We start from the raw sequence: 21,937 nt of genomic DNA on the forward strand, positions 1-21,937 counted from the left end.
CCCCTGACTTTCTTCGAGTCTCCTATTTCAGGCCACCTGGTGCGGTGTTTATCCGCTCCTGGAATTCCAGGTTTTTCTGTGTTTTCGGTGGTGCTTTTCGCCGCGCACATGGACCGGCCGCGACACCCGCAACCGTGAACGCGCTGGCGGAGTGGCAGCTGACGGCCGCCAGGCCGTGCTTGTGCCGTGGGCCCTTCGGGCCCGAAGGGGCCATCGCCTCCCGACCACACCTCCCCGGTTTCCTGATAGCCGCCTACCCGCCGTCGCAGCGAAGCGGGTCAAGGTGGAGCGCGCGAAGCGCTCGATGGCGACGACCTTGACGCGCGCAGCGGAGACGGCCACCATCGGGCGGCAGGAAACGGGGAAACCACCCGCACAAGACCACGGCCCCACGGGCACACACCGCACCGCCCCACACCACACCGCACCAGCGAAGTACAGCTAGGCACCGTCTTCGAACAGGCCTCGATGGGCCAGGCTCCAATCGGCTCGCGCGGCAAGCTCGGTCAGGCGCCCTTGTCGGACCCACTCCGCTTGGGGTTGGACACCCTCCTGCGCTCCGGTGCGGAGCCCCCGGACACGTGGAAGGTGACGCCCGGCGACTCCTGCACCACGTGGGTCTACGTCACCGCGCTGTACGACTCGGTCTCCGAAGTCCTCCGCGCGGAGTGGGACTGCTCGGAAAGCGCCGAAGCCCTTCAGAGCGCGGCGGTCTACTGGCAAAGGCTCACCAGCACGCTCCAAGAGGGCGCTCCGCTCCCCGAGCCTTGGCAGCAGTAGGCCAGAAGAAGGCCCCTCCGCTCAAGGCCCGCCACGGGTTGGTGGGCCTTGAGCAGAGGGGTGGCCGCACAGGGGGCGTCCACGCGCGCCGTCACGCCCCCTGTGCGGGTTCGGTGAGTCAGGGCCGACCCCAGCTACCCTTGGGGTGGCAACCCCTCTCCATCAGGCCAGGCCTCCCCGTCGGGTCCGGCCTCATCATCGTCCCCGTCCGGTTCCGCATCCCGGCGCTCGGCCACGAACCCCCGCCAGCGTTCGGCGGGCAGTCCCCAACTCAGCGCACGGCTCATCAGGACCGCCATGGAGTACCGCGGGTCCACGGACAGGGCCGCGTCCAGGGCGGCCTTGGCCAACCGCTGGTCGCCGTACTGCCAGGCGGCTACCGCGAGGAGCGCGGCGGGCGCCGGGCGGAGGCGTTCGGGCACATGCCTGGTAACCCGCGACCACAGACGGACGTGCACCTCGGCGGTCTCCGGGACGATCCGTGTCCACATGTCATCGCGGACCCGGAGCTCGGTGAGGTGGACGCCGAGCCGGGCCAGGGCCGCGGGCTCGGTGACACGGTCCTTCTCCTCCCGGCGAAGCGCGCCGCGCACCTCGGGGATCCACCGGTTGACCAGTGCCGTCTCGGTGTCCTCCCGTGCGACCAGTGCCTCCTCGGCCGCCACCGCCTCGGCCACCGCCGCGCGGAGGGCGCCGTGCACGGGTTCCAGGAGGCCCCGGGCCCGGTCGGTCTCGGCTGGGCCCCCCGGAACCAGGCCCCGCAGGACCGCCTCGGCTGGGACCGTGGACACGCCCGGATCGAACAGCCTGCCCTCGGCGGGACAGCAGGCGTGGTTCCGGCAGATATAGGACCAGTAGCGTCCGTCAGTCACCCTGAGTGCCTCCAGGACCGGCATCCCTCTCGCCCGGGCCTCGGACCGGAGTGCGCTCACATGTGGTGTGACGCGCGCTGGCTGACCGAACCCGGCCACGAGCATCGCGGTTGCGTCGGCGGCCAGCGCGGCCCGGACCGCCGCCACCCCGCTGCGGGCCGGGGGCAGGACCCGGTCCAGGTGGTCGAGCCCGTTGTAGAGCACCCCCTGGACCTTCCCGTCCCCGAGGACGAGCACCACTACCGCGTCGGTCAGTGGCTGCGTGACCAGGTACGGAAGCGCGGCCAGGAAGTCGACGGGGTTGCGCAGCCGGAGTGGAACCATATCGGCGTCTGGGGACGCGCGAGGGGCGGGGACGGTCGGGGAACCGGGCGCTACCGGAACCTCCGGTGTGGCCGCGGACCCGGACTCGGGCCGGGGGTCGGGCTGGCGGCCCGACAGGGCGTCGGCCCGGGGGTCGTCGGAGGGATCAGAGGAAGGTTCATGCTGATCACAGGGCATAACCTTACGTTCGGTCACTGGACGTCAACGTGCAACCGGGCTTGCCCGGAGCTGTGGACAACTCACGCCACCTCACTGTTTCAGCAGTTCAGGAGGGTTCACCGGGACTGGTGGTCGGGTCGGAGAGCTCACCTTCCCTGGGCCCCGGAATCTTTCCGGTGACCTCTGGGCGGCCCGCGGGCAGGCAGACCCGGTCGCGCCCGGTCTCCTTCGCGCGGTAGAGCGCGAGGTCGGCCGCGGTCAGCAGCTCCACGAGATCGTTGCCGTGATAGCCGACGACGGCCACCCCGATCGAGATGGTGATCGACACCGGGACGTCGTCCACGGCGATCTCCATCCGCCCGACCTGGGAGCGCAGCCGTTCTGCCGCCTGCCAAGCCTCAGTGGTGTCGGCCCCTGGCAGCAGGACCACGAACTCCTCACCGCCGAACCGGCCGAGCAGGTCGGACTGGCGCAGCTGTTGGGCGATCGTGGTCGCCACCCCCAGCAGAACCTGGTCACCGAAGAGGTGCCCGTGGCTGTCGTTGACCCGCTTGAAGTGGTCGATGTCGACGATCAGCACAGCAGCGCGACCGCGCGAGGAACGGGCCCTCGCGATCTCGTCGGCAGCCTCCTGCTCCCAGGTGGGCGCGTTGAGCAACCCCGTCTTGGGGTCGGTTCGCGCCGCGACCTGCAACTGCTGGTACACCAGGCTGCGCTGCAGCAGCAGCACCGGGGGCACCGCGATGACCAGAAGGAACAGGGACAGCTGGGCGAGGATGGCGACGGTGACACCGACACATAATTCGACGGAGTCCACCAGGAGCGCTTCTCGGTCCCACATGCTGTTGGTCTTGGCACCCGCGCTGAGCCTGGCGGCCATGGACACGAGGAGCGTGTTCAGCAGGGTGAACCCCGCGCAGCACAGCAGCGCGACGAACACACCGTTCACGGTGGTCAAGACCTCGTGTGTGGCCGGTGACCCACCGATCCCGGCGGGCAACCCGACCTGGGATCCGTGCCAGACCACCGAGGCGAGGAACCCGGAGACGCCCACGGATGCCGCGTTGAACAGCCTGCGGTGCACCAGCATGCGTCGGCTGCGGCGCTGGAGCAGGATGAACACGGGGATGGGTATGAGGAGCGAGTAGACCGGCGGCAGGAGGAGCATCGCGGGGAGCCACCAGGCCCCCAGTAGGTCACGGCTGAGACCGGATGGCATGCCGATGCGCCGGATCGCCTCCACGCACACCACCGCGGACACCACGAGGGCGAAGAAGACAGTGAGGTCGAACAGCGTGAGAACCGTCTGTGCCGCGGCCACCCCGAACAGGAACAGCGCCACGAAGACCAGCAGGAGCAGGTAGACGATCAGTCCTCGGGACTGCTGGAAGAACGGCCAGGACCGTCGTCCGCCATGGAGGCTCTCCTCGGCCGCCATCGGCTTCTCCGAGATACTCACCGCTCCATCCTCCCTCCCAGTTTCACCGTCTGCCATCCGTGCCATACACCCGACTCTGATGTGCCCATCGCCCCCTACGGTTCTCCATTCGACGAACCGGACTCGCCCCGCGTTCCCCCGTGGTGCCGCTCGGTCACCGGCAGGAACGCACAATCTCCCAGGTAGGCGGGAGGCAAGCACACCCTCCTTACTTTACATTACTTTGAGTAATAACTTAATTGCCGATTGTATGGGACGCGCAGGTTGAGGCTACCGTAGCTGTCACCCTCTGTTCTAGGGGGGTTGGTAACCGTGACAAATTAGGGCATCCTGCCATAGGGCATCGGCGGTTCGGCCAGAAACTTGGCCCGGTTCGTCCGTCCGTCTGTCGTACCGACCGCTCGAGCGCGCCTGCATCCAGCACTCGAACGAAGGAGCATCACATGGCCAAGAAGGTTCTGAACTGGAACTAGATCCCCCTCCCTAACGCAAACGGGGACGGACACCCAACAGGCTGCCCGTCCCCGGTTACTCCGGGTCGGCCGGGATTCACCCTCGGCCGACCTTCCTCATGTCCTGTCACGCACCAGCGCGGTCACCGCTGGACCCCGGCCACCTCGTAGGCGGCCTGGAAGGCCCGATAGCGCTCCAGTTCCTTCTCCATCGGCGCCACAACACGCAGGCCCGCGATCTCCCGCACCCGCCCCTGGGCAGCGCGCTCCACGTCCTCGCGGCGCTGGACCGCGGCGACCTCCACAAGGTTTCCGCAACCCACCCCGATCAGCCATCCCACCACGAGGCCGGCGAGGACCACCGCGCCCGAGTAGACGATGAAGACCGGGTCATCGAACACCCGCAGACCGGTGAACCCGCCACCGATCCAGCTCACGAGCGCGAGCAGCGCCCACGCGAGTCCCGCTCCGGCCACGGCCAACAGCGCGTACTGCACCGTTCGGGCCAGTCGCCACCACGAAGGGCTGCGGTCCGGGTCTCCGACCGCACCGGAGACCGCCTCGCCCAGCTCGGCGGGGAGTTCGGCGACACCGGAACGGGCTGCGGCGCGCATCCGACGGCGCCACGGACCGGGCATCCCCTCGGACGCCTCGTCGGCCACCTCGCCCAGAACCGTCTCCAGCTCGGCCTCCCCCGCGTCGACGGGGCCGCCGACCCCGGGTTCGTCCCGGCGCAGGAAGTCCAGCTGCACCGCGGCCAAGGGGTCCTTGCGCAGCTTGGCCACGCGGCGGACCACCGGCCACCCGACCTGGCGCTTGCCTCGCCGGACATCGTTGGTCTCCACCACGTCCGAGACCGCGGTGACCCCGGCCGCGCCGGCCAACCCCTCCTGGACGCGCGACCGCACCTGTGCGGACACTGTCTCGGGGAACTCCTCGCCGCAGAATTCCTCGAACGGTTCGACGACCTGGTCCAAGTCGGCCACCAGCCGGTCCACGAGGGCCCGTCGGTCGGTGACCGTTTCCCCCAGGAACTCGCGCAGGTCGCGGATGCCCTGGCCGGTGAGGGTGGAAGTGGTGATCACCCGAGGGTGCACGCCCGACTCCGACTCCAGAAGACGGCGCAGGTCGGTGAGCAGCTCCTCGAGCTCGTCCGACTCCACCTTGTCCACCTGGTTGAGGACGGCCACGGTGACCGCTCCGTGCCCGGCCATCTTCGCCAGGTAGCGGTGGTGTACGGCGGCGTCGGCGTACTTCTGGGGGTCCAGGACCCACACGAGCAGGTCGACGGAGCCGATGAGCCGGTCGGCCTCCGCCGTGTGCATGCTGCGGACGGAGTCGTGGTCGGGCAGGTCGAGCAGGACCAGGCCGGTCAACTCGGAAGCGTCCGAGTCCAGGACGCTGGTTCGGGAATGGCGGTACCGGGCGGGCACGCCCAACCAGCTGAGGAGGGCGTCGGCCCCCTCGTGCCCCCACACGCAGGCGTGTGCTTTGGAGGTCGTGGGCCGGGTGACACCGGTCTGCGAGAGTTCGAGCCCGCACAAGGCGTTGAACAGGGAGGACTTACCACTTCCGGTACCGCCCGCCAGGGCCACGACGGTGTGTTCACCGGACAGGCGCAGGCGCGCTCCGGCGTGGTCGAGGAGCTGCCCGGCCCGGCCGAGGACCTCCGCGGGAAGGTCGTCCTGACCGAGTTCGGTGAGCGTGCTCAGGGCGTCCAACCGCTCGATGAGTTCGGCGCGGCTGGTGGTGCTGGTGGGCTGCCAGTGATCGTGGGTGGTGGGGCGGTACTCCTCCTCTGCCTCCACCGCATGTGTCCCCTGCCCGTCGGGGCCCTCCTCGGCGGCCCCCTCCGGCCCGGGGCTGTTCTCCCCCGCGCCCTCGTCCCGGGTACGCCCTTCCGGACCGGAAGCGGCGGTGCCGCCGCCGATCGCCCGGAAGGCCCCGGAGACCGCGGACGGTCCGGGAATGCGGCGGGGCAGCGGTTCGGGAGCGCCTTCGCGCTGATCCGCCTCGGCTGCCTGGGCGCCGTGCGGGTCCCCGGCAAGCTGTGCGGTGCCGGAGTCTCCGTGCCCGATGGGCCCACCGGGCGCACCGTGTCCTCCGTGTTCTGCGGGACCGGTGTCGGGCTCGGAGTGCCCTGTCCCGGACTCGTGGTGCTCCTGCTGCTCGTCATCCTCGGGCACACGGGGCCCGGTCCGGTCGGTCCTGGCGTGCGCCGCCCCTGCGATCGCCTCCTGAGCGGCGGTACCACCGCTCCGCTCACGCTGCGCCCGCTCACGCTCGACCCGGGCACTCGCCAACCAGGCGCGCTCGGTCCAGGTGTCCTCCACGGGCTCATCAGGTTCGGCGCCGGGCACCCCCTCGGTGGTGGTGCGCGCCTGGTGGCCACCCAGGGCTCCCCGAGGGCGGCGCTGAAGCCTGCCCCGTTCTCCGGAAAGGTCGGCTGAACCGTCGGAATGCTCGTCCGAGGGCAGTTCCCCGGGGCGCTCGGTGTCCGCGGAGATCACCGGGAAGGTACCGGTATTGCGCCCTGCGATCCGGGTGTCGTCGGCGGCTGATGTGAGGCTGTCGACCCAGCCCGCGAGACCATCCGGGTCGTCGTGGTCCCCACTGCCCGGACCTTTCCGCTCCCCTCCGGAACCGTGCCGCTCTTCCCGCGCGGGCGCGGAGGGGCGCGCGTGCCGCCCAGAGCGCCGTTGCTGGGCCCAAGCCGATTGCGGAGACCCAGAGCCAGGATCCGGCTGCGCTGAGCCACCCTCGCGCCCCTCAGGGACGCGGGGATCGACGCCCTGTGCCGAGCCCGCTCCGGACGGGTCCGGATACCCGGTGATCCCGTCGTAGGCAGGCGGATCCTCAGCGGCGCGCTCCCGCTGCTCAGCGTGCTCGGGGTGTTCGGGCACAGGCATGGTGTAGCCGCGCCAAGGGCTGCTCTGATAGGGGGAGGCGTCGCGGGCCGAGGTATCTCGGGGCCCGGCGGATTCGTCGTTCCAAGGCCCCGCCGCGGGTTCGTCGTTCCCAGGCCCGGACGTGGCGGGCCCGCTCTCGCGCTCCCCGCCCTCCGCCGAAGCACGGGTATCCCCCGGTCCGGTCTCGCCCGGTCCGGTGTCCCCCGCGTGGGCAGGGTTCCACTGAGTCGTCATCGTGCAATCTCAAGGTTGTACGTGGCCTGATAGAGCTGGACAGCACTGTCCTCGGACGGGATCCCCGCCGTCGACAGCGCGTGGTCGAAGGGCACCCGCTCGTGCTTGAGCAGCCCGAGGACCCGCTGACGCAGGTTCTCCCGCGCCGTCCCGCCGATGCTGCGCAAAGACTGGGCGCCGAAAAGCCCCTTGAGCAGCCTCTGCGGGGAAGGACCGGAGGTTTCGGCCGCGTGGACCCCGCCACCGGAATGGGACCGCTCGTAGCCGAGCAGGTCGACGATCATGACCAGGGCGACGATGTCGTGGTCGAAGGTGACGAACCGGGCCACGGAACGCTTGGTGGCACCGGAGGCCGCGGTCATCTCCGCGATCTCACGCTGCCACTCGGTGATCTCCTGGCGGACCTGCTTGGCGAGAAGCCCGGTGCCGGGCTGGTTGAGGGCTTTGGAGGCCAGTTCCGCGCCGCCGGGGACGTCCTGCCAGCGCTGCTCGACCTGGTCTGCGGCACGGTCGTTGGCGGAGACCACCAACGCCTCCAGCGCGTCACGCACGGCCCCTTCCAACGCACTGACCCGCTGCCCGCGTTCGGCCTGGTCGGCGCGGCCCTTGCGGCCGCGCTTGCGGCGCAAGCGCAGGCTCTTGGCGAGCTCGCCGCTGGCCGCGACCTCCTGCCAGCGTGCGAGCAGGGAGCCGCGCAGCAGGGTGCCGTCTCTCAGGGAGCCGTCGATACGGGCAGCTGCGCCCGCGTACTCGTCGTCGACGACCGCGCTGAGGGAGCGCCCGGTCTCGATCTGCCCCTCGACCTGACGGGCGAGCTCGGGCACACGGGTGCGGAAGCTCTCGATCACACCGATGAAGGTACGGCGCGAGACCCGGTCCCGCTGCCCGGCCTCACCGGCCACGTCCGCGAGGTATTCACGGATGTGGTCGGCGACGTTGGAGGTGAAGCGCTCGCCCTGGATCTGGTCGGTCTCGGGGATCGCGAACCGGGCGGCGTTGGCCAACCCGTTGGCCTCCAGCATGGCGCCGAAGTGGTCCAGCAGCTGCCGACGGCCCTTGCGGGGGACGCGGGAGAGCACCACGGCCAGGGAGGTGTCGCGGTCCCTGGCCACCTGGAGGAACTCCCACACCCGCGCGTCCGCGTAGCGGCCGCTGGTGGTGACGAACATCCACAGGTCGGCGGCGTCGAGGAACTTGGCGGCGAACTCGTGGTGCGCTGCCACGGCGGAGTCGACGTCTGGGGTGTCGAGCAGGGCTACACCCGGAGGCATGGCCTCTGTGGCCGCGAGCACGAGCATGCCGTCCTTGCCGGGCATCGCCAGCCCCTGCTGGCGGACGCGGGGCAGGGTGGGGATGAAGGACGCCTCGCTGAACCAGTCCACGTCGGCCGGGTTACAGGCGAGCACCGGGCTGTTGGTGGTGGGACGGCGCACGCCGGTGGTGGTGACCTGATCACCCACCAGGCTGTTCACCAGGGTGGACTTCCCCGCGCCGGTGGAACCGGCGACGGCGATGAGCAGGGGGATGTCGGGGCGGCGGACTCGGGGAAGGACGTAGTCGGAGAGCTGGGCCAGAACATCCGTCTGGAGCTCCTTGCCCTCGTCGGCGCCGGCCAGGCCCTCGGCGAACTCGAGGTCGCGGATCTGCTTGCGCAGGGACTCCAGCACCTGCTCGAAGCGATCGTCCTCGTTGACGGGGGCGCGGTGTTTGGCCGGTCCCGCGGACACGGGGACGGTGGGTCCGCGGCGTTCGCCGTCGGGTACACCGGCCGTGGGCGCGGTTTCTGAGCCCGCGGCGGCGGGCTGGTCGGAGGCGGCGTCCGGTCCGGTTCCGAACCGGTCCGAGGCACCGGAACCCGAGGTGTGCGGTGCGGCCGACGGCCGGGTCATGATCGGTATGCCCTCCTCATCGGTACTGATGTTCCCCCGTCGACGTGACTGGCGTGCGCCGCCGCCGAAGGTCTCATTGAAGATCGCGCCCGGTCGCCAGTCGATCGGTCTCGAGCTGGGCTCCCGTGTGCAGTATGTCAAGATCCCGCGCTGTTTTGACCACTTCTCCGATGATCACCACTGCGGGAGGCCGCACTTGGGCCGATCGGACCGAGGCGGCAATGTCCGCAAGCGTACCCGTCACGGCCCGTTGGCCCGGCAGTGTGGCGTCTTGGACCACCGCGACAGGGGTGTCGGAACCGCGGCCGTGCTCCACCAAGGCGTCGGCGATCGCCTCGATCCGCTCCACGCCCATGAGGGCGACGACGGTACCTCCGGCCCGGGCCAGCCCGGCCCAGTCGACCGTGGACCGGCTGTCACCTGGGACGACATGGGCTGAGACGATGTGCACGTCCTGAGCCACCCCGCGGTGGGTGGCGGGGATCCCGGCACTGGCCGGTGCAGCGAGCGCACTGGTCACACCGGGCACCGCCATGACGGGAACACCGGCAGCGGCGCAGGCGGCCGCCTCCTCACCGCCCCTTCCGAAGAGGAACGAGTCCCCGCCCTTGAGGCGGACCACGAACTTACCCTCCTGGGCGCGCTCGACGAGGACGGAATTGATGTCGTCCTGTGTCATGGAGCGCCCATAGGGGATCTTCGAGGCGTCCACGATCTCGACGTCCGCGGGCAGCCGGTCGAGCAGTGACGTCGGAGCGAGGCGGTCCACCACCACGACGTCAGCCTGCGAGAGGAGCTGCTGTCCCCGCACGGTGATGAGCCCGGGTTCACCGGGGCCTCCCCCGACGAGGGCCACACCGCGCAGGCGTTCACGACCGCGCCGCGCATCCAAGGTGCCGTCGGCCAGTCCGTCGATGACGGCGTCCCGCAGCCCGGCGGAACGGCGCGGGTCCCCGGAGGCGACGACGCCGACGGTGATCCCGTTGGCGGAACCGCTGGCCGGGGTCCAGGCGGAGGAGGCATGCCGGTCGTCGGCGCGGACGCACCAGATCCGGGAGTTCTCGGCCTCCTCGGCGACTGCCGCGTTGACCTGGGCGACGTCGGTGGCGGCGTGCACGAGCCAGTAGGGCGCCGCGTCGGGGCCGACGACGTCGCCGGGTTCCCAAGGGCGGCGCAGCCAGGCCAGGCGCCCGGCGTCAGCGAGGTCCTCCAGTGCCGCGGAGACCTCCGGGGAGATCAGTGTGACGCGGGCACCGGCCTCGAGCAGGACGGGGACCCGCCGCTGGGCGACCCTCCCACCACCGACCACCAGGACGTCACGGTCCCGCATGCGCAAGCCAAGAAGATAGGTCACGGGTCGCACCCCTCCGGTCCGGTCGTCCGCACCGGCCCCCGGCTTCGACGGCGGGGTGCGCGTACGAGGGCTGGCCGTGCGAAGGCTTGCTCTCAACGCGCCGCCGGCGATGTTCGGCGATTTCTCCAAAGTACCTTGTCAGAGCGGTGTTACGCAGAGGTAAATCAACGCACAAGGGACAGAGTGACACGGAACGCATCGAAGCCAACGCACAGCGTTTATCGCCGGGTTCGTTTCCGTGTTCGTTGCCGTGTTCGTTGCCGTTGAACGGCCCGGTGCGGCCCCTCCTCCGATCCCCTCGGGGATGGGTGAAGAGCGGCTCCACCGGGCCGAGCCACCTCATTGAGCCGACGAAACGCCCGCCGTATCGAAGGTCGCGACGTTGCGCAGCGCCCTGGCCGACGCCTGGAGGAGTGGCAGCGCCAGCAGCGCACCCGATCCCTCGCCCAAACGCATCTCCAGGTCCACCAGCGGGGTCAGGCCCAAGTACTCCAGGGCGATACCGTGTCCGGGCTCGGCGGAACGGTGGCCGGCGAAGCAGGAGCTCAGGGACTCCGGGGAGATCGAGGCGGCGGCGAGCGCGGCCGCACCGGCGGCCACCCCGTCCAACAGCACCGGAACCCGGAGTGCGGCACCGCCCAGGATGAACCCGGTGAGCGCCGCGTGTTCGAGGCCTCCCAGCGCCGCCAGGGTTCCGATCGGGTCCTCGGGGGCGACCGGGTTGGCCTGCAGCGCCCGACGGACCACCTCGACCTTGTGTTCGTAGGTCGCGTCGTCCAGCCCAGTCCCGCGGCCGGTGGCGACCGACGGGTCGGCCCCGGTGAAGGCGCAGAACAGCGCCGCGGCCGGGGTGGTGTTGCCGATACCCATGTCGCCGGTGACCAGGCAGCGATTGCCCGCCGACACCAGGTCGCGGGCGACCTCGATGCCGCCCTCGATCGCCTGGAGGGCCTGGTCCCGGGTCATGGCCGGGCCCTGGGTGAAGTCGGTCGTCCCCCGGGACACCTTGCGGGGCAGGAGTCCGGCCGCGTTCGGGAGGTCGCCGACCACACCGACGTCCACCACGGTGACCTCGGCGCCGACCTGCTCGGCGAAGGCGTTGACCACGGCCCCACCGTCGAGGAAGTTCTGCACCATCTGCGCGGTGACCTCCTGCGGCCAGGCGGTCACCCCCTGGGCGAACACCCCGTGGTCGCCGGCGAAGACCGCGACAGCCGCGGGCTCGGGGATCGGCGGCGGGCACTCTCCCGCCAGCCCCGCGAGCTGGATCGACACCTCTTCCAGGATTCCGAGGGACCCCTGGGGCTTGGTCATCCGGGCCTGCCGCTCGCTGGCTTCCTCCACGGCACGGGCGTTGAGCGCTCCGATGGCGGTGATGGTCTCCTCCAGCAGGGTGGTGGGCTCCTGGCCGGGCAGACCTCGGCGACCGTAGCGGTCGCGGTGCACCGCCCAGGACAGGGGGCGTCCCTTCGCCCAGCCACCGAGGCTGAGTTCGGGTTCGGTGGGGAACTCCTCGACGTAGCCGACGCACAGGTAGGCGACGACCTCGAGGTGGGAGGGAAGCTCGAGCACACGGGCCACGTCGCGTTCGTCGGCGAACGCGACCCAGCCGACCCCGAGCCCCTCGGTGCGCGCGGCCAACCAGAGGTTCTCGACCGCCAGCGCGGCGGAATAGGAGGCGGGCTTGGAGTGCCGACCTGCGGTCTGCGCCCCTCGGGTCGGGTCGACGGTGACGGCGATGTTGAGCGGGCTCTCCAGAACCGCTTCGACCTTGAGCCCGGAGAACGCCTGAGCGCGGGGGCCGGGTCGGGCGTGTGCCTGCGAGTCCCGCTCGTTCTCGGCGAGGTCACGTACCAGGGCACGCCGCTCCGGGTCGTCGATGACCAGGAAGTCCCAGGGCTGGGTGTGTCCGACACTGGGCGCTTGGTGAGCGGCGTCCAGGACTCGGGTGAGCACGTCAACGGGGACCGGATCCGGACGGAAACCCGCGCGGACGTCGCGGCGTTCACGGATGGCGCGGTAGACGGCCGCGCGCTCGGTCTCCTCGAAGGCGTGGACGTCGAGCTGCCAGGCGTCGTCGCTGGCCGCGGTGGGCTGACCCGGCTGGGACTGCTGGTTCACTACCTGGGGCTGGCTCGGAGCCTGGGCGGGGTGGGTCGGTGCTTCCTGGGTTGCCTGGGGTCCGGTCCCTTGAGGCGGACCGGTGTGCTCCGGCTCCGGAAGGGGCGCCGCTGCCTGGTGTGCGTGCACGGTGTCGCTCTGCTCTGGGTCGGTGGCCATAGGACTGGCATCCGTGTGGCCGGGGATCGTGGTGTGCGCGGGAGGCGGGGGTGTTGTCGACGCGGGGTGGGCCTGTCCTGTCGGGGGCTCGGGGTAGGGCGGTGCGGGCTGCGGACCGGTCTGGGGCGGACCAGCCTGCGACATAGACGGCTGCGGACCAGTCTGGGGGCCGGGTGGTGGGCCGTCCGGGTTCCGGTTACCTCCGCGGAAGGGAATGACGTTCGGCCGGGTCCCGTGCGCGGGGGGCGATGGTGGTGCCGCCGGGGGGTGCGCCTGGACCTGGGGCTGGGGCGGTGACTGCGCGGGGCCGGGGTGCGCTGGGGGCTGCGGGGCCTGGGGCTGCGCGGGAGCCGCGTGCCATGCGGGTTCAGGAGCCGGTGCAGGCTCGGGCTCCGGGGTCGGCTCCTGAGCGGTGCGCCGGAACGGATTGTTCGGCACGGCGGAGGGTTTCGGCTCCTGTGCCTTGGTTCCCTTGCCGCTCTCCGGCAGCCCGTCCAGGAGGCCGCCCAGGAGACCACCCAGTCCGGGCGTGGAGCGGCTACCGCGCCGCTTGGTGCCCTCTTCCGGACGCGCGTCCTCGCGGTCGTCATCGGTCATGGTCGCTCCCCGAAGAAAAAGTCTGTGAGCTGCCCGTTTTCGCCTGGTCCGATACGGGTCCGGTCCAGCGTAGTCCGCGGCGTCCAAGCCGCTCACACGGGTCCCCCGGCCCGGGGCAGCCTGCTCCGGTTGGAACGCCGGGGGCCTCAAGTCATCATCAACTGTGCCAGAGTTCGCGTGACCGCGCGCTGGGTACCCGGCCGGTTGCTGGACTCGGGGCGACACAGCCGGAGTCTGCAGTGCCGCAGGAACGATCCGGGTGGCACCCTTGAGCGGCCACCCGGATCGTTCCCGACTCAGCGGCTCTGTCCCGTCACCTCCAGGAAGTAGGCCCATCGGCCCTCGACGCCCGCGAGTTGGCCTCGCAACGTCTCCAGTTCCTCCTGTCCGATCGTGTGGGGTACTACCTTCGCTTGGACGGCGGAGAGAGAAGCCTCAGCCAACTTTTCGAGCATGATCGCTCCGACCGTCGCTCGACGCGTGTCATCGGCCACACTCACGATTCCGTGTCCGCGCAGGTGGCAGAAGGAGGCTTCCCCGAGAGCTTTCGCCAGGTCCCGGCCAAGCTCAGGACTGTTCACCAGGACTGGGCGCGGCCAGACGACCGGAGTTTCCGGGACGAATGACGCGGGCACGTGCAGCAGAGGGAGGATTGGGCGGTCGAGCACCCCCATGAGTGTCGCGGCGGTTTGATGCGTGTGCACGACTGATTTCACGTCCGGCCGCGCACGATAGATCTCCGTGTGGATGAACACCTCGGTCGGTGCGGGGTGGGAACCCGAGATGAGCTCACCATCGAGGTCGACGATCGACAGGTCCGCAGGGGTCAACTGGTTCATCCGGCGGATGCGGGGCGAGTGTTTAGGCTTGATCACGATGTGGTCGGTGCCGGGAAGTCTGGCGCTACAGTGCCCGAGGTAGTCGACCAGGCCCAGACCGTCCAGTATCGCGCCCGCCTGGCATACCAGCGTTCTCGTTTCGTCTTCGCTCCGCGAAGCAGCTTCCTCAGCCATTGCGCAGCTCCATGCTCATCGATTCCCTGACTTCCTGTTCGATCAGCCCCCAGATCTCGTCCACGTAGCGGGTGAACTCGGGTGTCCGCTTGGTCTGGAGCGTCCTTGGACGAGGAATATCAACATGGATTTCCTGTTTGACCCGTCCCGGTCGTACCGTCAGCACGATGATGCGGTCGGACAGGTAAACCGCCTCGTCGATCTGGTGCGTGACGAAAAGGACGGTCTTCTTGGTCTCCTGCCACACCCGCATGAGCTCGGCCTGCATGATCTCCCGGGTCTGACCGTCCAGAGCAGCGAAGGGCTCGTCCATGAGCAGGACTTGAGGATCGACCGCTAGAGCGCGGGCAATGTTCACCCTCTGACGCATGCCGCCAGACAACTCGTGTGGATAGGCATCCGCGAAACCCGGAATGCCCATGAGTTCCAACAGCTCCGCACACCGTGTCGCGACCTCGTCCTTCGGCGCCCCTTGGACTTCGAGGCCGAAGGCCACGTTGTCCTTGATGGTGCGCCACGGGAGCAGCCGGTCCTGTTGGAAGACGAACGCACGGTCGGGACCCGGGCTCGTCACCTGGCTTCCGTCGAGGATGAGCTCGCCCCCACTCGGTTTGGTCAGACCGTCCACCAGCCTCAGGAGTGTGCTCTTTCCGCACCCAGAGGCTCCGATCAGGCTGACGAACTCCCCCTCGGAGACGTCCAGAGTGATGTTGTCGAGCGCCTGGACGGATCCTCCCCTCTGGTGGAAGGTCTTGCTCACTCCTTGCAGGTTCAGCTTCTGTTCCGTCCTCATCGTTATCCCTCCGAGGATTCGACGCGCCAGCGGCCGACTCGCCGCTCGACCCAGATGAGCAGGTAGGTGATGGTCACACCGAAGACTCCGAGAATGGAGATCCCGACGAACAGCGCCCTGGTGTCGAAGGTCTCCGCCGATGTCTGGATCAGCAGCCCGATCCCGGCGTTCGCCCCGAACAGCTCGGAGACCACGATTCCCACGAGCCCGTGGGCTGCGGCCAGCCGCAGTCCTGCGATGAACGACGGCAGCGCCATGGGCAGCTTCACCTTGAGGAGTACCTGCCGGGGCGAGGCAGAGTAGGCGCGCGCCGCCTCCTCCAACTGCCGATCGGTGTTGGAGAAGCCGTAGTAGGTGTTGATCAGGATCGGGAAAACCATCACGATGGCGCAGATCGCGACCTTGGAACCCACCCCCAGGCCGAGGATCAGGATGAACAGCGGAGCCAGCGCGATCGTCGGGGTGGCGTTCAGTGCTGAGACCCATGGGTCGAAGATGTCGCGTACCAGCGTCGACGCCGCCATGGCGAGGCCAACCGTCACACCTACACCGAGGGCGATGACCAGGCCCAGGAGATAGGCCTGCCCCGAGACTCCGATGTCACGCAGGAGCGTTCCGTCCGCCAGGAGCTCGAGGAACCGGACGAACACGGCGCTGGGTGGCGGGAGGAAGAGCGGGTCGAAGAAGAGCCGCGCTCCCACCTCCCACATCAGAACCCCACCCGTGACGGAAGCCGCTCCGATGAGTTTCGTCCGCTGTGGAGCGGTTGCCACCGCATGGCTCCGTTTGGCCGCCCCTCCCGGGGCCGCAGCAGCTTCCGGCCTCTGTCTGGTTCTGGTATCCGCTTCGTCGCTCATGTGTCGTTCCTCCGTCGGGCCTCAGCGGCGTACGTGTCCTCAGTGACGTCCTCAACCGTGGTGTCGGCGGAGGTGTACAGGTCTGTTGCCTCCAGGCCGGTAAAGGCTCCTTCGGCGGCCTTCGGCGACACAGCGATGCGGTCAGCGAACGAGGCCACCTCCGATCCGTAAACCAGCTCGTAGGTCTTTTCGGCCTCCCCGATCTCGGTGTCGGTGTACTCGGCGAGAATGTCCGCGGCTTGATCCGCGTTGCTGCTGTCCGCCAACCACCGGAGCGCATCGTCCCTGGCCTGGAGGAACCTGATGAGGAGTTCGTCGTTGCGCCCCGCCCAGGTTTCGCTGGTGAGCAGTGCGGTGAAGGAGAACTGCCACTTCTCCCCAAGGTCGGTGGGCAGATAGGACATCTCCCTGAGCCCCAGCGGCTCCGCCTCGAAGTTGACCGGCGGCAGAAGCAGGCTCGCGTCTATGCCCCCGGCGTCGAGTGCTGCCAAGCGGCTTCCCGTACCGCCTGCGGGGATGAGCTCGACGTCGCCCGCAGGCACATCGAGCTGTTTCAGTGCCCCAGCGGTGACCACCGTGGTCTGGTCGGTCACCGAGGAGACCCCCACCTTCGTGCCGCGCAGGGCATCCCAGCCAGTAGGGCCGCTGGTGACCATGACGAAGGGGGGTCTCAGCATCGGGTCGGCCACTGAGACGAAGTCGAGTCGTCCAGCCGTCCGGCCTCGGGCCTGGATCGCGTTGGGCAGGCCCCGGCCGATATCGGCGTCACCAGTCGCGAGCAGTTGCACTGACTGGGCGGCCGTCTGTGTCTCAATCCGGTCCACGGTCACTCCGTGCCGGTCGTACAGACCCAGGGCATCCGCCACATAGTCGTCGAAATCAGTGATGGTGCTCGCACCGGTGGTCATTCGAACCGTGTCCGTGGAAGGCCGGTCGTTGCTCCGTGTACATCCGGCCGCCGCGAGCGCCGCCGCGGCCAACAATGCCGAGCGGCGTGTCAGATGAACCATGGCAGCTCCTCTCACACCAGGTTTTCAGCCTGCGGCGGCCGAGGCGCATGCCCGGAGGAGGGCGCTACTCCGCTTCCACGGACTCTGGAGAACCTGATACCGGAATAATTATCACTATGTGATAATTATCTATTTTATAGTGAGATTAAGCTAAGAGCGTGTTTGAGAAGGGTGGGTAACGGTCCGGGCACTTCGCCCGCACTGTTGCTGTCGGGTCGCGAGCATGGCCAACATGTCGCGACGTCCGACCTACCCCTCTGACCTGACCGATGACCAGTGGGCCTTGATCGAGCCCCTGCTCCCGCCGGCCAACACCGGCGGCCGACCTGAGAAGCACCCCCGCCGCGACGTGGTGGACGCGATCCTCTACGTGGTGCGCACGGGCTGCTCCTGGCGGCACCTGCCGGTGGACTTCCCTCCCTGGCAGACCGTGTATTGGTACTTCTCCCGCTGGGAGGAAGCCAAGGTGACCGAGCAGGTCATGGCTGTGTTGCGCCGCCGGGTGCGCACAGCGCAAGGACGTGGGGACGAGCCCTCGGCGGGGATCGTCGATTCCCAGAGCACGAAGGGTGCCGACACCGTCGGCCAGCCCACCCGGGGCTATGACGCGGGCAAGAAGGTCAACGGCCGCAAGCGGTTCATCGTCACTGACACTCTGGGGTTGTTGCTGGTGGTGTGCGTGATGGCCGCCTCGGTCCAAGATCGTGACGGGGCCAGGACCACCTTGTTGAGCCTGTACTTGTGCACGCCGGTGCGGTTCGTGTTCGCCGATGCAGGGTTTGCAGGACGGCTGGTGGCCTGGGCCGAGAGGTTCGTGGCCACAACGGTGCACATCGTGCGCAAGGCTCCCGGACAGGTGGGGTTCGCGGTGATCCCGCGCAGGTGGGTGGTGGAGCGCTCGCTGGCGTGGTTGACCGCTCACCGGCGTTTGGCCAGGGACTACGAGCGCGACCCCGCGGTGTCCGAGGCCATGGTGCGCTGGGCCGCGATCGGCCAGATGGCCCGCCGCCTCGCCCGAGGACGAGATGCCGTTCGCCAGCGTGCCTGGACGAGCGAGGACCGCGTTTCCTGACCCTTCTCAAACACGCTCTAAGTGATGCAGGTCACTCACGTCAAGCCTGCCTGAGGCGAAAGAGCCACGGATCCGCACAAAGGGATCCCGAGCAGGCTCGCCTCACTGTGGGAAAGCACAGGACGAGCCTTCCCGCGCATACGAAAGGGGCGCCCGCTGGCTTTCAGCAGACGCCCCATAAATCGGCACAAATAGGCCCTAGAGGGAGAAAGTGGAGATTCTTTGCCGAATCTCCTTCGCGTGCTCCTGCAGGCGCTCACGGACCGTTTCTCGGTGTTCTGGCCGCATTCGAACCTGAGGACCGGCGACGGTAAGGACCGCCGAAGAGCTGCCCGAGTCGACCACGGGTACCGAGCACGCCCAGACCCCTTCGTCTATCTCGCTCGAACTCAACGCGTATCCGCGCTCTCGCGCGAGGGCCAGCTCCTCCAGGAGTTCAACGCGAGCGGCGGTGTCGACACGTTCCAGAAGTGCGCTGCGCGCCTTCTCCGGCAGGCACGCCAGAAGCATCTTCCCGGACGCTCCGTAACCGAGCGGTAGTGAGTGACCTGGTTCGAACGTGAAGCGCATGGGCCTGTCGCACTCCACCCGCTCCACGCACACGGCCGTCTCACCGGCCGGCTGCAACAGCATTACCGTCTCCCCCAACTCCTCACTGGCCACCACCATGGTCGGCCTGGCGAGTCGAGCGTGGTCGTTGACCATCTGCGCGGCGCGCGCCAAGGGCATGACCTGGGAGGTCAGGTGGTAATGGTTGTCCGGCCCCTCCTCGAGAAGCCGCAACTCTTTGAGGAGGGCGACGTGCCGGTAGGTGGTCGCGATGGGGGCGCCCGAGAGTTCGGAGAGCTCGGCCACGGTCGCGCGGGGACGGCGTTCAGAGAACGACAGCAGCAGCTCCAGGACCCTGCGCGCACTACTGGCGCCCGCGGTTCGCTTGTTCGCCTCCTTCAAGCTCACACCGCCCTGTTCACCGACCTCAGAGCCGGGCTTAGCCATCCTGTTCCCCTCTGTCGGTCTGATACTCCGGGCGGCGCGCACGGACCCGCGATCCGGACCGGTCGGCCAGCCACACCCGAAGTCCAGCCTAACTCTTGGCACCTACGTGGCCTGCGCTCCGCAGGGCAACGCTGACCGGCTCTTCCGGCGGTCCGTTGCCGCGCCACACGACGTGCAGGTCCGGGCGGACGAGTACCAGCGCGCAACCGAAAACGGATGCGGCGTCCTCTGAATCCACGTCCAATACCGAGAACGGGATTCCCAAGTCCACGTAGGCCCTCTCGACGGCGCTTGTGTCCACCGATTTGCCCTCCCCAACTCTCAGGAGGGTGTACTCGCGCCCCACCGCGTCTTGGAGGGCCCGACCGTCGCGCAGCCACACGTTCGGCAGGCGCGCGCCCGGCCAAGTGGTCGGTACATAGCGGAAACTATCGGGATCGGGGCCTCCCACCTCGTCACAGGTCAGGGGGGAACCGACGTACCGGTATCCCATCTCGATGCCCAAGAGGTCGTTGCTCCACCTTTGTTCGAGGTCGGCTCGCTCTGCGAGCCGGGTCCGGACCCGCTGCCCCTCCGCGGTATCGTCCGTGATCTCCGGTTCCCAGAGCGAGCGCCAGGCGCGCCTTCCCTTAGCAGCCTTGCGGGAGGCCGCGACATTGCGGATACCGATGGGGCGCCGTTCGGCTTCGTATGAGTCGAGGAGGTGCTCGCCGCCCCACCCTTGGAGGACGGCCGCCAGCTTCCACCCCAGGTCACTCGCGTCACCGGCCCCCGTGTTCATCCCGAGGCCACCCGTGGGGATGACCAGGTGGACCGCGTCGCCCGCCATCAGGACCCTGCCCTGGCGGTAGCGCTCGGCGACCATGAGCCGCTGGCGCCATTTGCCGACGTAGAGGGTCTCGTAGGAGACGTCCATCCCTACGATTTCCTCGAAGAGGCGCGGCATCTCCTCGTCGGATTCAACCGTGGCGTGCAGGGAGAAGTGCCTGGTGTCGTCCTGCACGATCAGGAAGGAGGACCGGTCGTCCGCCACGTGGTAGTGACGCCCCCGACCGATGGGGATTCTGTCGAAGAGGTCCTCGGAGTAGAACAGTGCCTGTCTGAGTTCCAACAGGGAGTCGCCTTCGAGATCGATCCCCAGCTCCCGGCGGACGGTACTCGCCGCTCCGTCGCACCCGACCAGGTAGTCGGAACCCATGCGTCGCAGCTGCCCGTCGGCTGAGACCACCGCGGCGGTCACGGAGTCCCCGTGGTCATCGAGGGAGACCAGTTCACTGTCGAACTCGACCTCCACCCCGGGGGTCTTGCGGGCCTCCTCAACGAGAAGTGGTTCCAGCGTGTATTGGGATATCAACTGGTACGGCTCTGCTGGTTCCGAACCGTCACGACAGGCCGCGCTACGCTCCTTGAGGGCATTCACCGAGGGGTACTCGTGGTGCACCAGCGGGGGTCTGGTGATATCGACGGCACATATGAAGACGTCCATCGGGATGTCGTTGTCCAAGCCAGCCTCACGGATACGCTCGGCGAGCCCTAGTCTGCGGTAGATCTCCATGGTCCGCGCGTTACAGCGCTCCATCTTCGGCAGGAAGCCAGGAGCGGGCCGTTTGTCTACGACACGGCAGGCGACGCCCTGCTGCCCCAGTTCGAGAGCCAGGGTCAGGCCGACCGGTCCCGCGCCGACGATCAACACCTGTGTGTGGTTCATCTGAGTACCTCCTGGGTTGGCAACCACAAGGCGACAGGGGCTCCCAGCCTCACTTCGTGACGTTCAACCCAAGGAGGCGGCTGACGTTCCCATGGAAGATCGCTTCGCGCTCGGTGTCACTGAGACCGATCTCTTCGAGGTTCTTGATCGTGGCGCGGATGTACCCCGGACCGCGCTCGGGGTCGTAAGGGCTGTCCGAGGAGAACAGCACGTGGTCGACGCCGTAGAAATCGATTGAGCACCGTAGCGCGTGCGCCGCACCGAACATAGCGGTGTCGGCGTACATCATCCGGAAGTAGTCGATCGGCCGCCTGGTCAGTTCGGCCCCCTCGATGTCGCCCTTCTGGTGCTCCGGGGTGCGGGCACCCAACTGGTCCCAGCCGGGTCCCACGCGGCCAGCGAAGTGGGGGACCATGCTGCCCCCGTGATGGATGAGCATCTTCAAGTCCGGGTAGCGCTCCAAGACCCCGGAGAAAACCATGCGGGCCATGAACGCCGAAAGGTCGTACTCCCAACCGAAGGTCCACCAGATCTCGTACTTGGACCGGTCCTCGGTCGGGTAGTCGGCCCACTCGGAGCTCCGACAAGGGTGAACCTGTAGGAGCTTTCCGAGCTCGGCGACCCGCGCATAGAAGGGATCGAAGACGGGCTGGTCCATCGGCTCATCGTTGACGTGGGTGTAGATCTGCGCGCCCAAGGCGCCCAGCTCTCCGACCGCGTAGTCGAGTTCCTCGACGGCGGCGTCGGGGTCGTCCATGGGGACACAGGCCGTGAACCCTACGAAGCGGTCCGGGTGCTTGCGGACGAGCTCCGCCATCGCCTCATTGCCGATCCGCGACATCTCCCTGGAGACCTTGGGCGAACCGAGGGTCTCGACCGGAGGCGCGGCGATATTGATGATCTGCCGGTAGTCGCCGAACTCGTCCATCTGCGCGAACCGAACGTCCATGTCGACCAGCGCCGGGATGTTGGAGACTCGTTTGCGCAGGTTACGCGCATGCGGGCCGACATCAAGCCGAAAAAACTGATCGTAGTACTCGCGCGGCATGAGGTGGCAGAAAGCGTCGATCTTCACGTAGTCGCCCATACGGCCTCCCACCGCTAGGGATACTCTCATAATATGAGAGTCAGTTTCTATATATTGATAGCCACCTTAGATAGACGCCTCCTTAACGTCAAGGGACACGACACGGGAGCCCA

Annotated in this window: 15 protein-coding genes; 2 read left to right on the forward strand and 13 right to left on the reverse strand. The window is 68.4% G+C overall.

The window, feature by feature from the left end:
• Window positions 1-468 precede the first annotated feature (468 nt).
• Entirely contained in the window at window positions 469-780 is a 312-nt protein-coding gene (locus ACYVD1_RS18065) for a hypothetical protein (protein ID WP_460773950.1), read from the forward strand.
• A gap of 134 nt (window positions 781-914) precedes the next feature.
• On the opposite strand, the gene ACYVD1_RS18070 is transcribed toward ACYVD1_RS18065, so the two are convergent.
• The 10 genes from ACYVD1_RS18070 to ACYVD1_RS18115 all read right to left on the reverse strand — a co-directional run bounded on the left by ACYVD1_RS18070 (window position 915) and on the right by ACYVD1_RS18115 (window position 16,961).
• Window positions 915-1,976: a DUF4192 domain-containing protein gene (locus ACYVD1_RS18070; protein ID WP_460773952.1), complete on the reverse strand. Its 1,062-nt coding sequence runs from the start codon at window positions 1,974-1,976 to the stop codon at window positions 915-917.
• Between the two features lie 265 nt (window positions 1,977-2,241).
• Window positions 2,242-3,594, reverse strand: coding sequence for a sensor domain-containing diguanylate cyclase (locus ACYVD1_RS18075; protein ID WP_460773955.1), 1,353 nt, complete (start codon window positions 3,592-3,594; stop codon window positions 2,242-2,244).
• Window positions 3,595-4,168: 574 nt separating this feature from the next.
• Window positions 4,169-7,168: a GTPase gene (locus ACYVD1_RS18080; RefSeq protein WP_460773957.1), complete on the reverse strand. Its 3,000-nt coding sequence runs from the start codon at window positions 7,166-7,168 to the stop codon at window positions 4,169-4,171.
• The gene (locus tag ACYVD1_RS18085; RefSeq protein ID WP_460773960.1) at window positions 7,165-9,057 is read right to left on the reverse strand and encodes a dynamin family protein; all 1,893 of its coding nucleotides are present in this window, start codon (window positions 9,055-9,057) and stop codon (window positions 7,165-7,167) included. The genes ACYVD1_RS18080 and ACYVD1_RS18085 overlap by 4 nt, the downstream gene beginning before the upstream one ends.
• 73 nt (window positions 9,058-9,130) lie before the next feature.
• Window positions 9,131-10,411 (reverse strand): uroporphyrinogen-III C-methyltransferase, encoded by a 1,281-nt coding sequence (gene cobA / locus ACYVD1_RS18090; protein WP_460773963.1) that lies wholly within the window; start codon window positions 10,409-10,411, stop codon window positions 9,131-9,133.
• Window positions 10,412-10,750: 339 nt separating this feature from the next.
• On the reverse strand, window positions 10,751-13,288 hold the full coding sequence (cobT, locus tag ACYVD1_RS18095; RefSeq protein ID WP_460773966.1) for a nicotinate-nucleotide--dimethylbenzimidazole phosphoribosyltransferase: 2,538 nt from the start codon (window positions 13,286-13,288) through the stop codon (window positions 10,751-10,753).
• A gap of 296 nt (window positions 13,289-13,584) precedes the next feature.
• Window positions 13,585-14,301: a class II aldolase/adducin family protein gene (locus ACYVD1_RS18100; RefSeq protein ID WP_460773969.1), complete on the reverse strand. Its 717-nt coding sequence runs from the start codon at window positions 14,299-14,301 to the stop codon at window positions 13,585-13,587.
• Window positions 14,294-15,094, reverse strand: a complete 801-nt coding sequence (locus ACYVD1_RS18105; protein ID WP_460773972.1) for an ABC transporter ATP-binding protein — start codon at window positions 15,092-15,094, stop codon at window positions 14,294-14,296. The genes ACYVD1_RS18100 and ACYVD1_RS18105 overlap by 8 nt, the downstream gene beginning before the upstream one ends.
• A gap of 2 nt (window positions 15,095-15,096) precedes the next feature.
• A complete protein-coding gene (locus ACYVD1_RS18110) occupies window positions 15,097-15,804 on the reverse strand; it encodes an ABC transporter permease (RefSeq protein ID WP_460773975.1) in 708 nt (235 codons plus the stop codon).
• 143 nt (window positions 15,805-15,947) lie between these two features.
• Complete coding sequence (locus ACYVD1_RS18115) at window positions 15,948-16,961, reverse strand: ABC transporter substrate-binding protein (protein WP_460773978.1); 1,014 nt, start codon at window positions 16,959-16,961, stop codon at window positions 15,948-15,950.
• Window positions 16,962-17,193: 232 nt separating this feature from the next.
• Between ACYVD1_RS18115 and ACYVD1_RS18120 the strand changes: the two genes are divergently transcribed.
• A complete protein-coding gene (locus ACYVD1_RS18120; protein WP_460773981.1) occupies window positions 17,194-18,033 on the forward strand; it encodes an IS5 family transposase in 840 nt (279 codons plus the stop codon).
• A gap of 198 nt (window positions 18,034-18,231) precedes the next feature.
• Here the strand turns inward: ACYVD1_RS18120 and ACYVD1_RS18125 are convergent, their stop codons facing one another.
• From ACYVD1_RS18125 to ACYVD1_RS18135, 3 genes are all read right to left on the reverse strand, one after another.
• Entirely contained in the window at window positions 18,232-19,029 is a 798-nt protein-coding gene (locus ACYVD1_RS18125) for an IclR family transcriptional regulator (protein WP_460773984.1), read from the reverse strand.
• Between the two features lie 88 nt (window positions 19,030-19,117).
• On the reverse strand, window positions 19,118-20,737 hold the full coding sequence (locus tag ACYVD1_RS18130) for an FAD-dependent monooxygenase (protein WP_460773986.1): 1,620 nt from the start codon (window positions 20,735-20,737) through the stop codon (window positions 19,118-19,120).
• 49 nt (window positions 20,738-20,786) lie between these two features.
• Window positions 20,787-21,824, reverse strand: coding sequence for an amidohydrolase family protein (locus ACYVD1_RS18135; protein WP_460773990.1), 1,038 nt, complete (start codon window positions 21,822-21,824; stop codon window positions 20,787-20,789).
• Between the last annotated feature and the right edge of the window lie 113 nt (window positions 21,825-21,937).

The sequence above is a fragment of the Nocardiopsis nanhaiensis genome (assembly GCF_054778635.1).

Coding starts and splice junctions, on each gene's coding strand:
- ACYVD1_RS18065 (WP_460773950.1), top strand. CDS start 469: ATGGGCCAGGCTCCAATCGGCTCGCGCGGCAAGCTCGGTCAGGCGCCC.
- ACYVD1_RS18070 (WP_460773952.1), bottom strand. CDS start 1,976: ATGGTTCCACTCCGGCTGCGCAACCCCGTCGACTTCCTGGCCGCGCTT.
- ACYVD1_RS18080 (WP_460773957.1), bottom strand. CDS start 7,168: ATGACGACTCAGTGGAACCCTGCCCACGCGGGGGACACCGGACCGGGC.
- ACYVD1_RS18085 (WP_460773960.1), bottom strand. CDS start 9,057: ATGACCCGGCCGTCGGCCGCACCGCACACCTCGGGTTCCGGTGCCTCG.
- cobT (WP_460773966.1), bottom strand. CDS start 13,288: ATGACCGATGACGACCGCGAGGACGCGCGTCCGGAAGAGGGCACCAAG.
- ACYVD1_RS18100 (WP_460773969.1), bottom strand. CDS start 14,301: ATGGCTGAGGAAGCTGCTTCGCGGAGCGAAGACGAAACGAGAACGCTG.
- ACYVD1_RS18105 (WP_460773972.1), bottom strand. CDS start 15,094: ATGAGGACGGAACAGAAGCTGAACCTGCAAGGAGTGAGCAAGACCTTC.
- ACYVD1_RS18110 (WP_460773975.1), bottom strand. CDS start 15,804: ATGTGGGAGGTGGGAGCGCGGCTCTTCTTCGACCCGCTCTTCCTCCCG.
- ACYVD1_RS18115 (WP_460773978.1), bottom strand. CDS start 16,961: ATGGTTCATCTGACACGCCGCTCGGCATTGTTGGCCGCGGCGGCGCTC.
- ACYVD1_RS18120 (WP_460773981.1), top strand. CDS start 17,194: ATGTCGCGACGTCCGACCTACCCCTCTGACCTGACCGATGACCAGTGG.
- ACYVD1_RS18125 (WP_460773984.1), bottom strand. CDS start 19,029: ATGGCTAAGCCCGGCTCTGAGGTCGGTGAACAGGGCGGTGTGAGCTTG.
- ACYVD1_RS18130 (WP_460773986.1), bottom strand. CDS start 20,737: ATGAACCACACACAGGTGTTGATCGTCGGCGCGGGACCGGTCGGCCTG.
- ACYVD1_RS18135 (WP_460773990.1), bottom strand. CDS start 21,824: ATGGGCGACTACGTGAAGATCGACGCTTTCTGCCACCTCATGCCGCGC.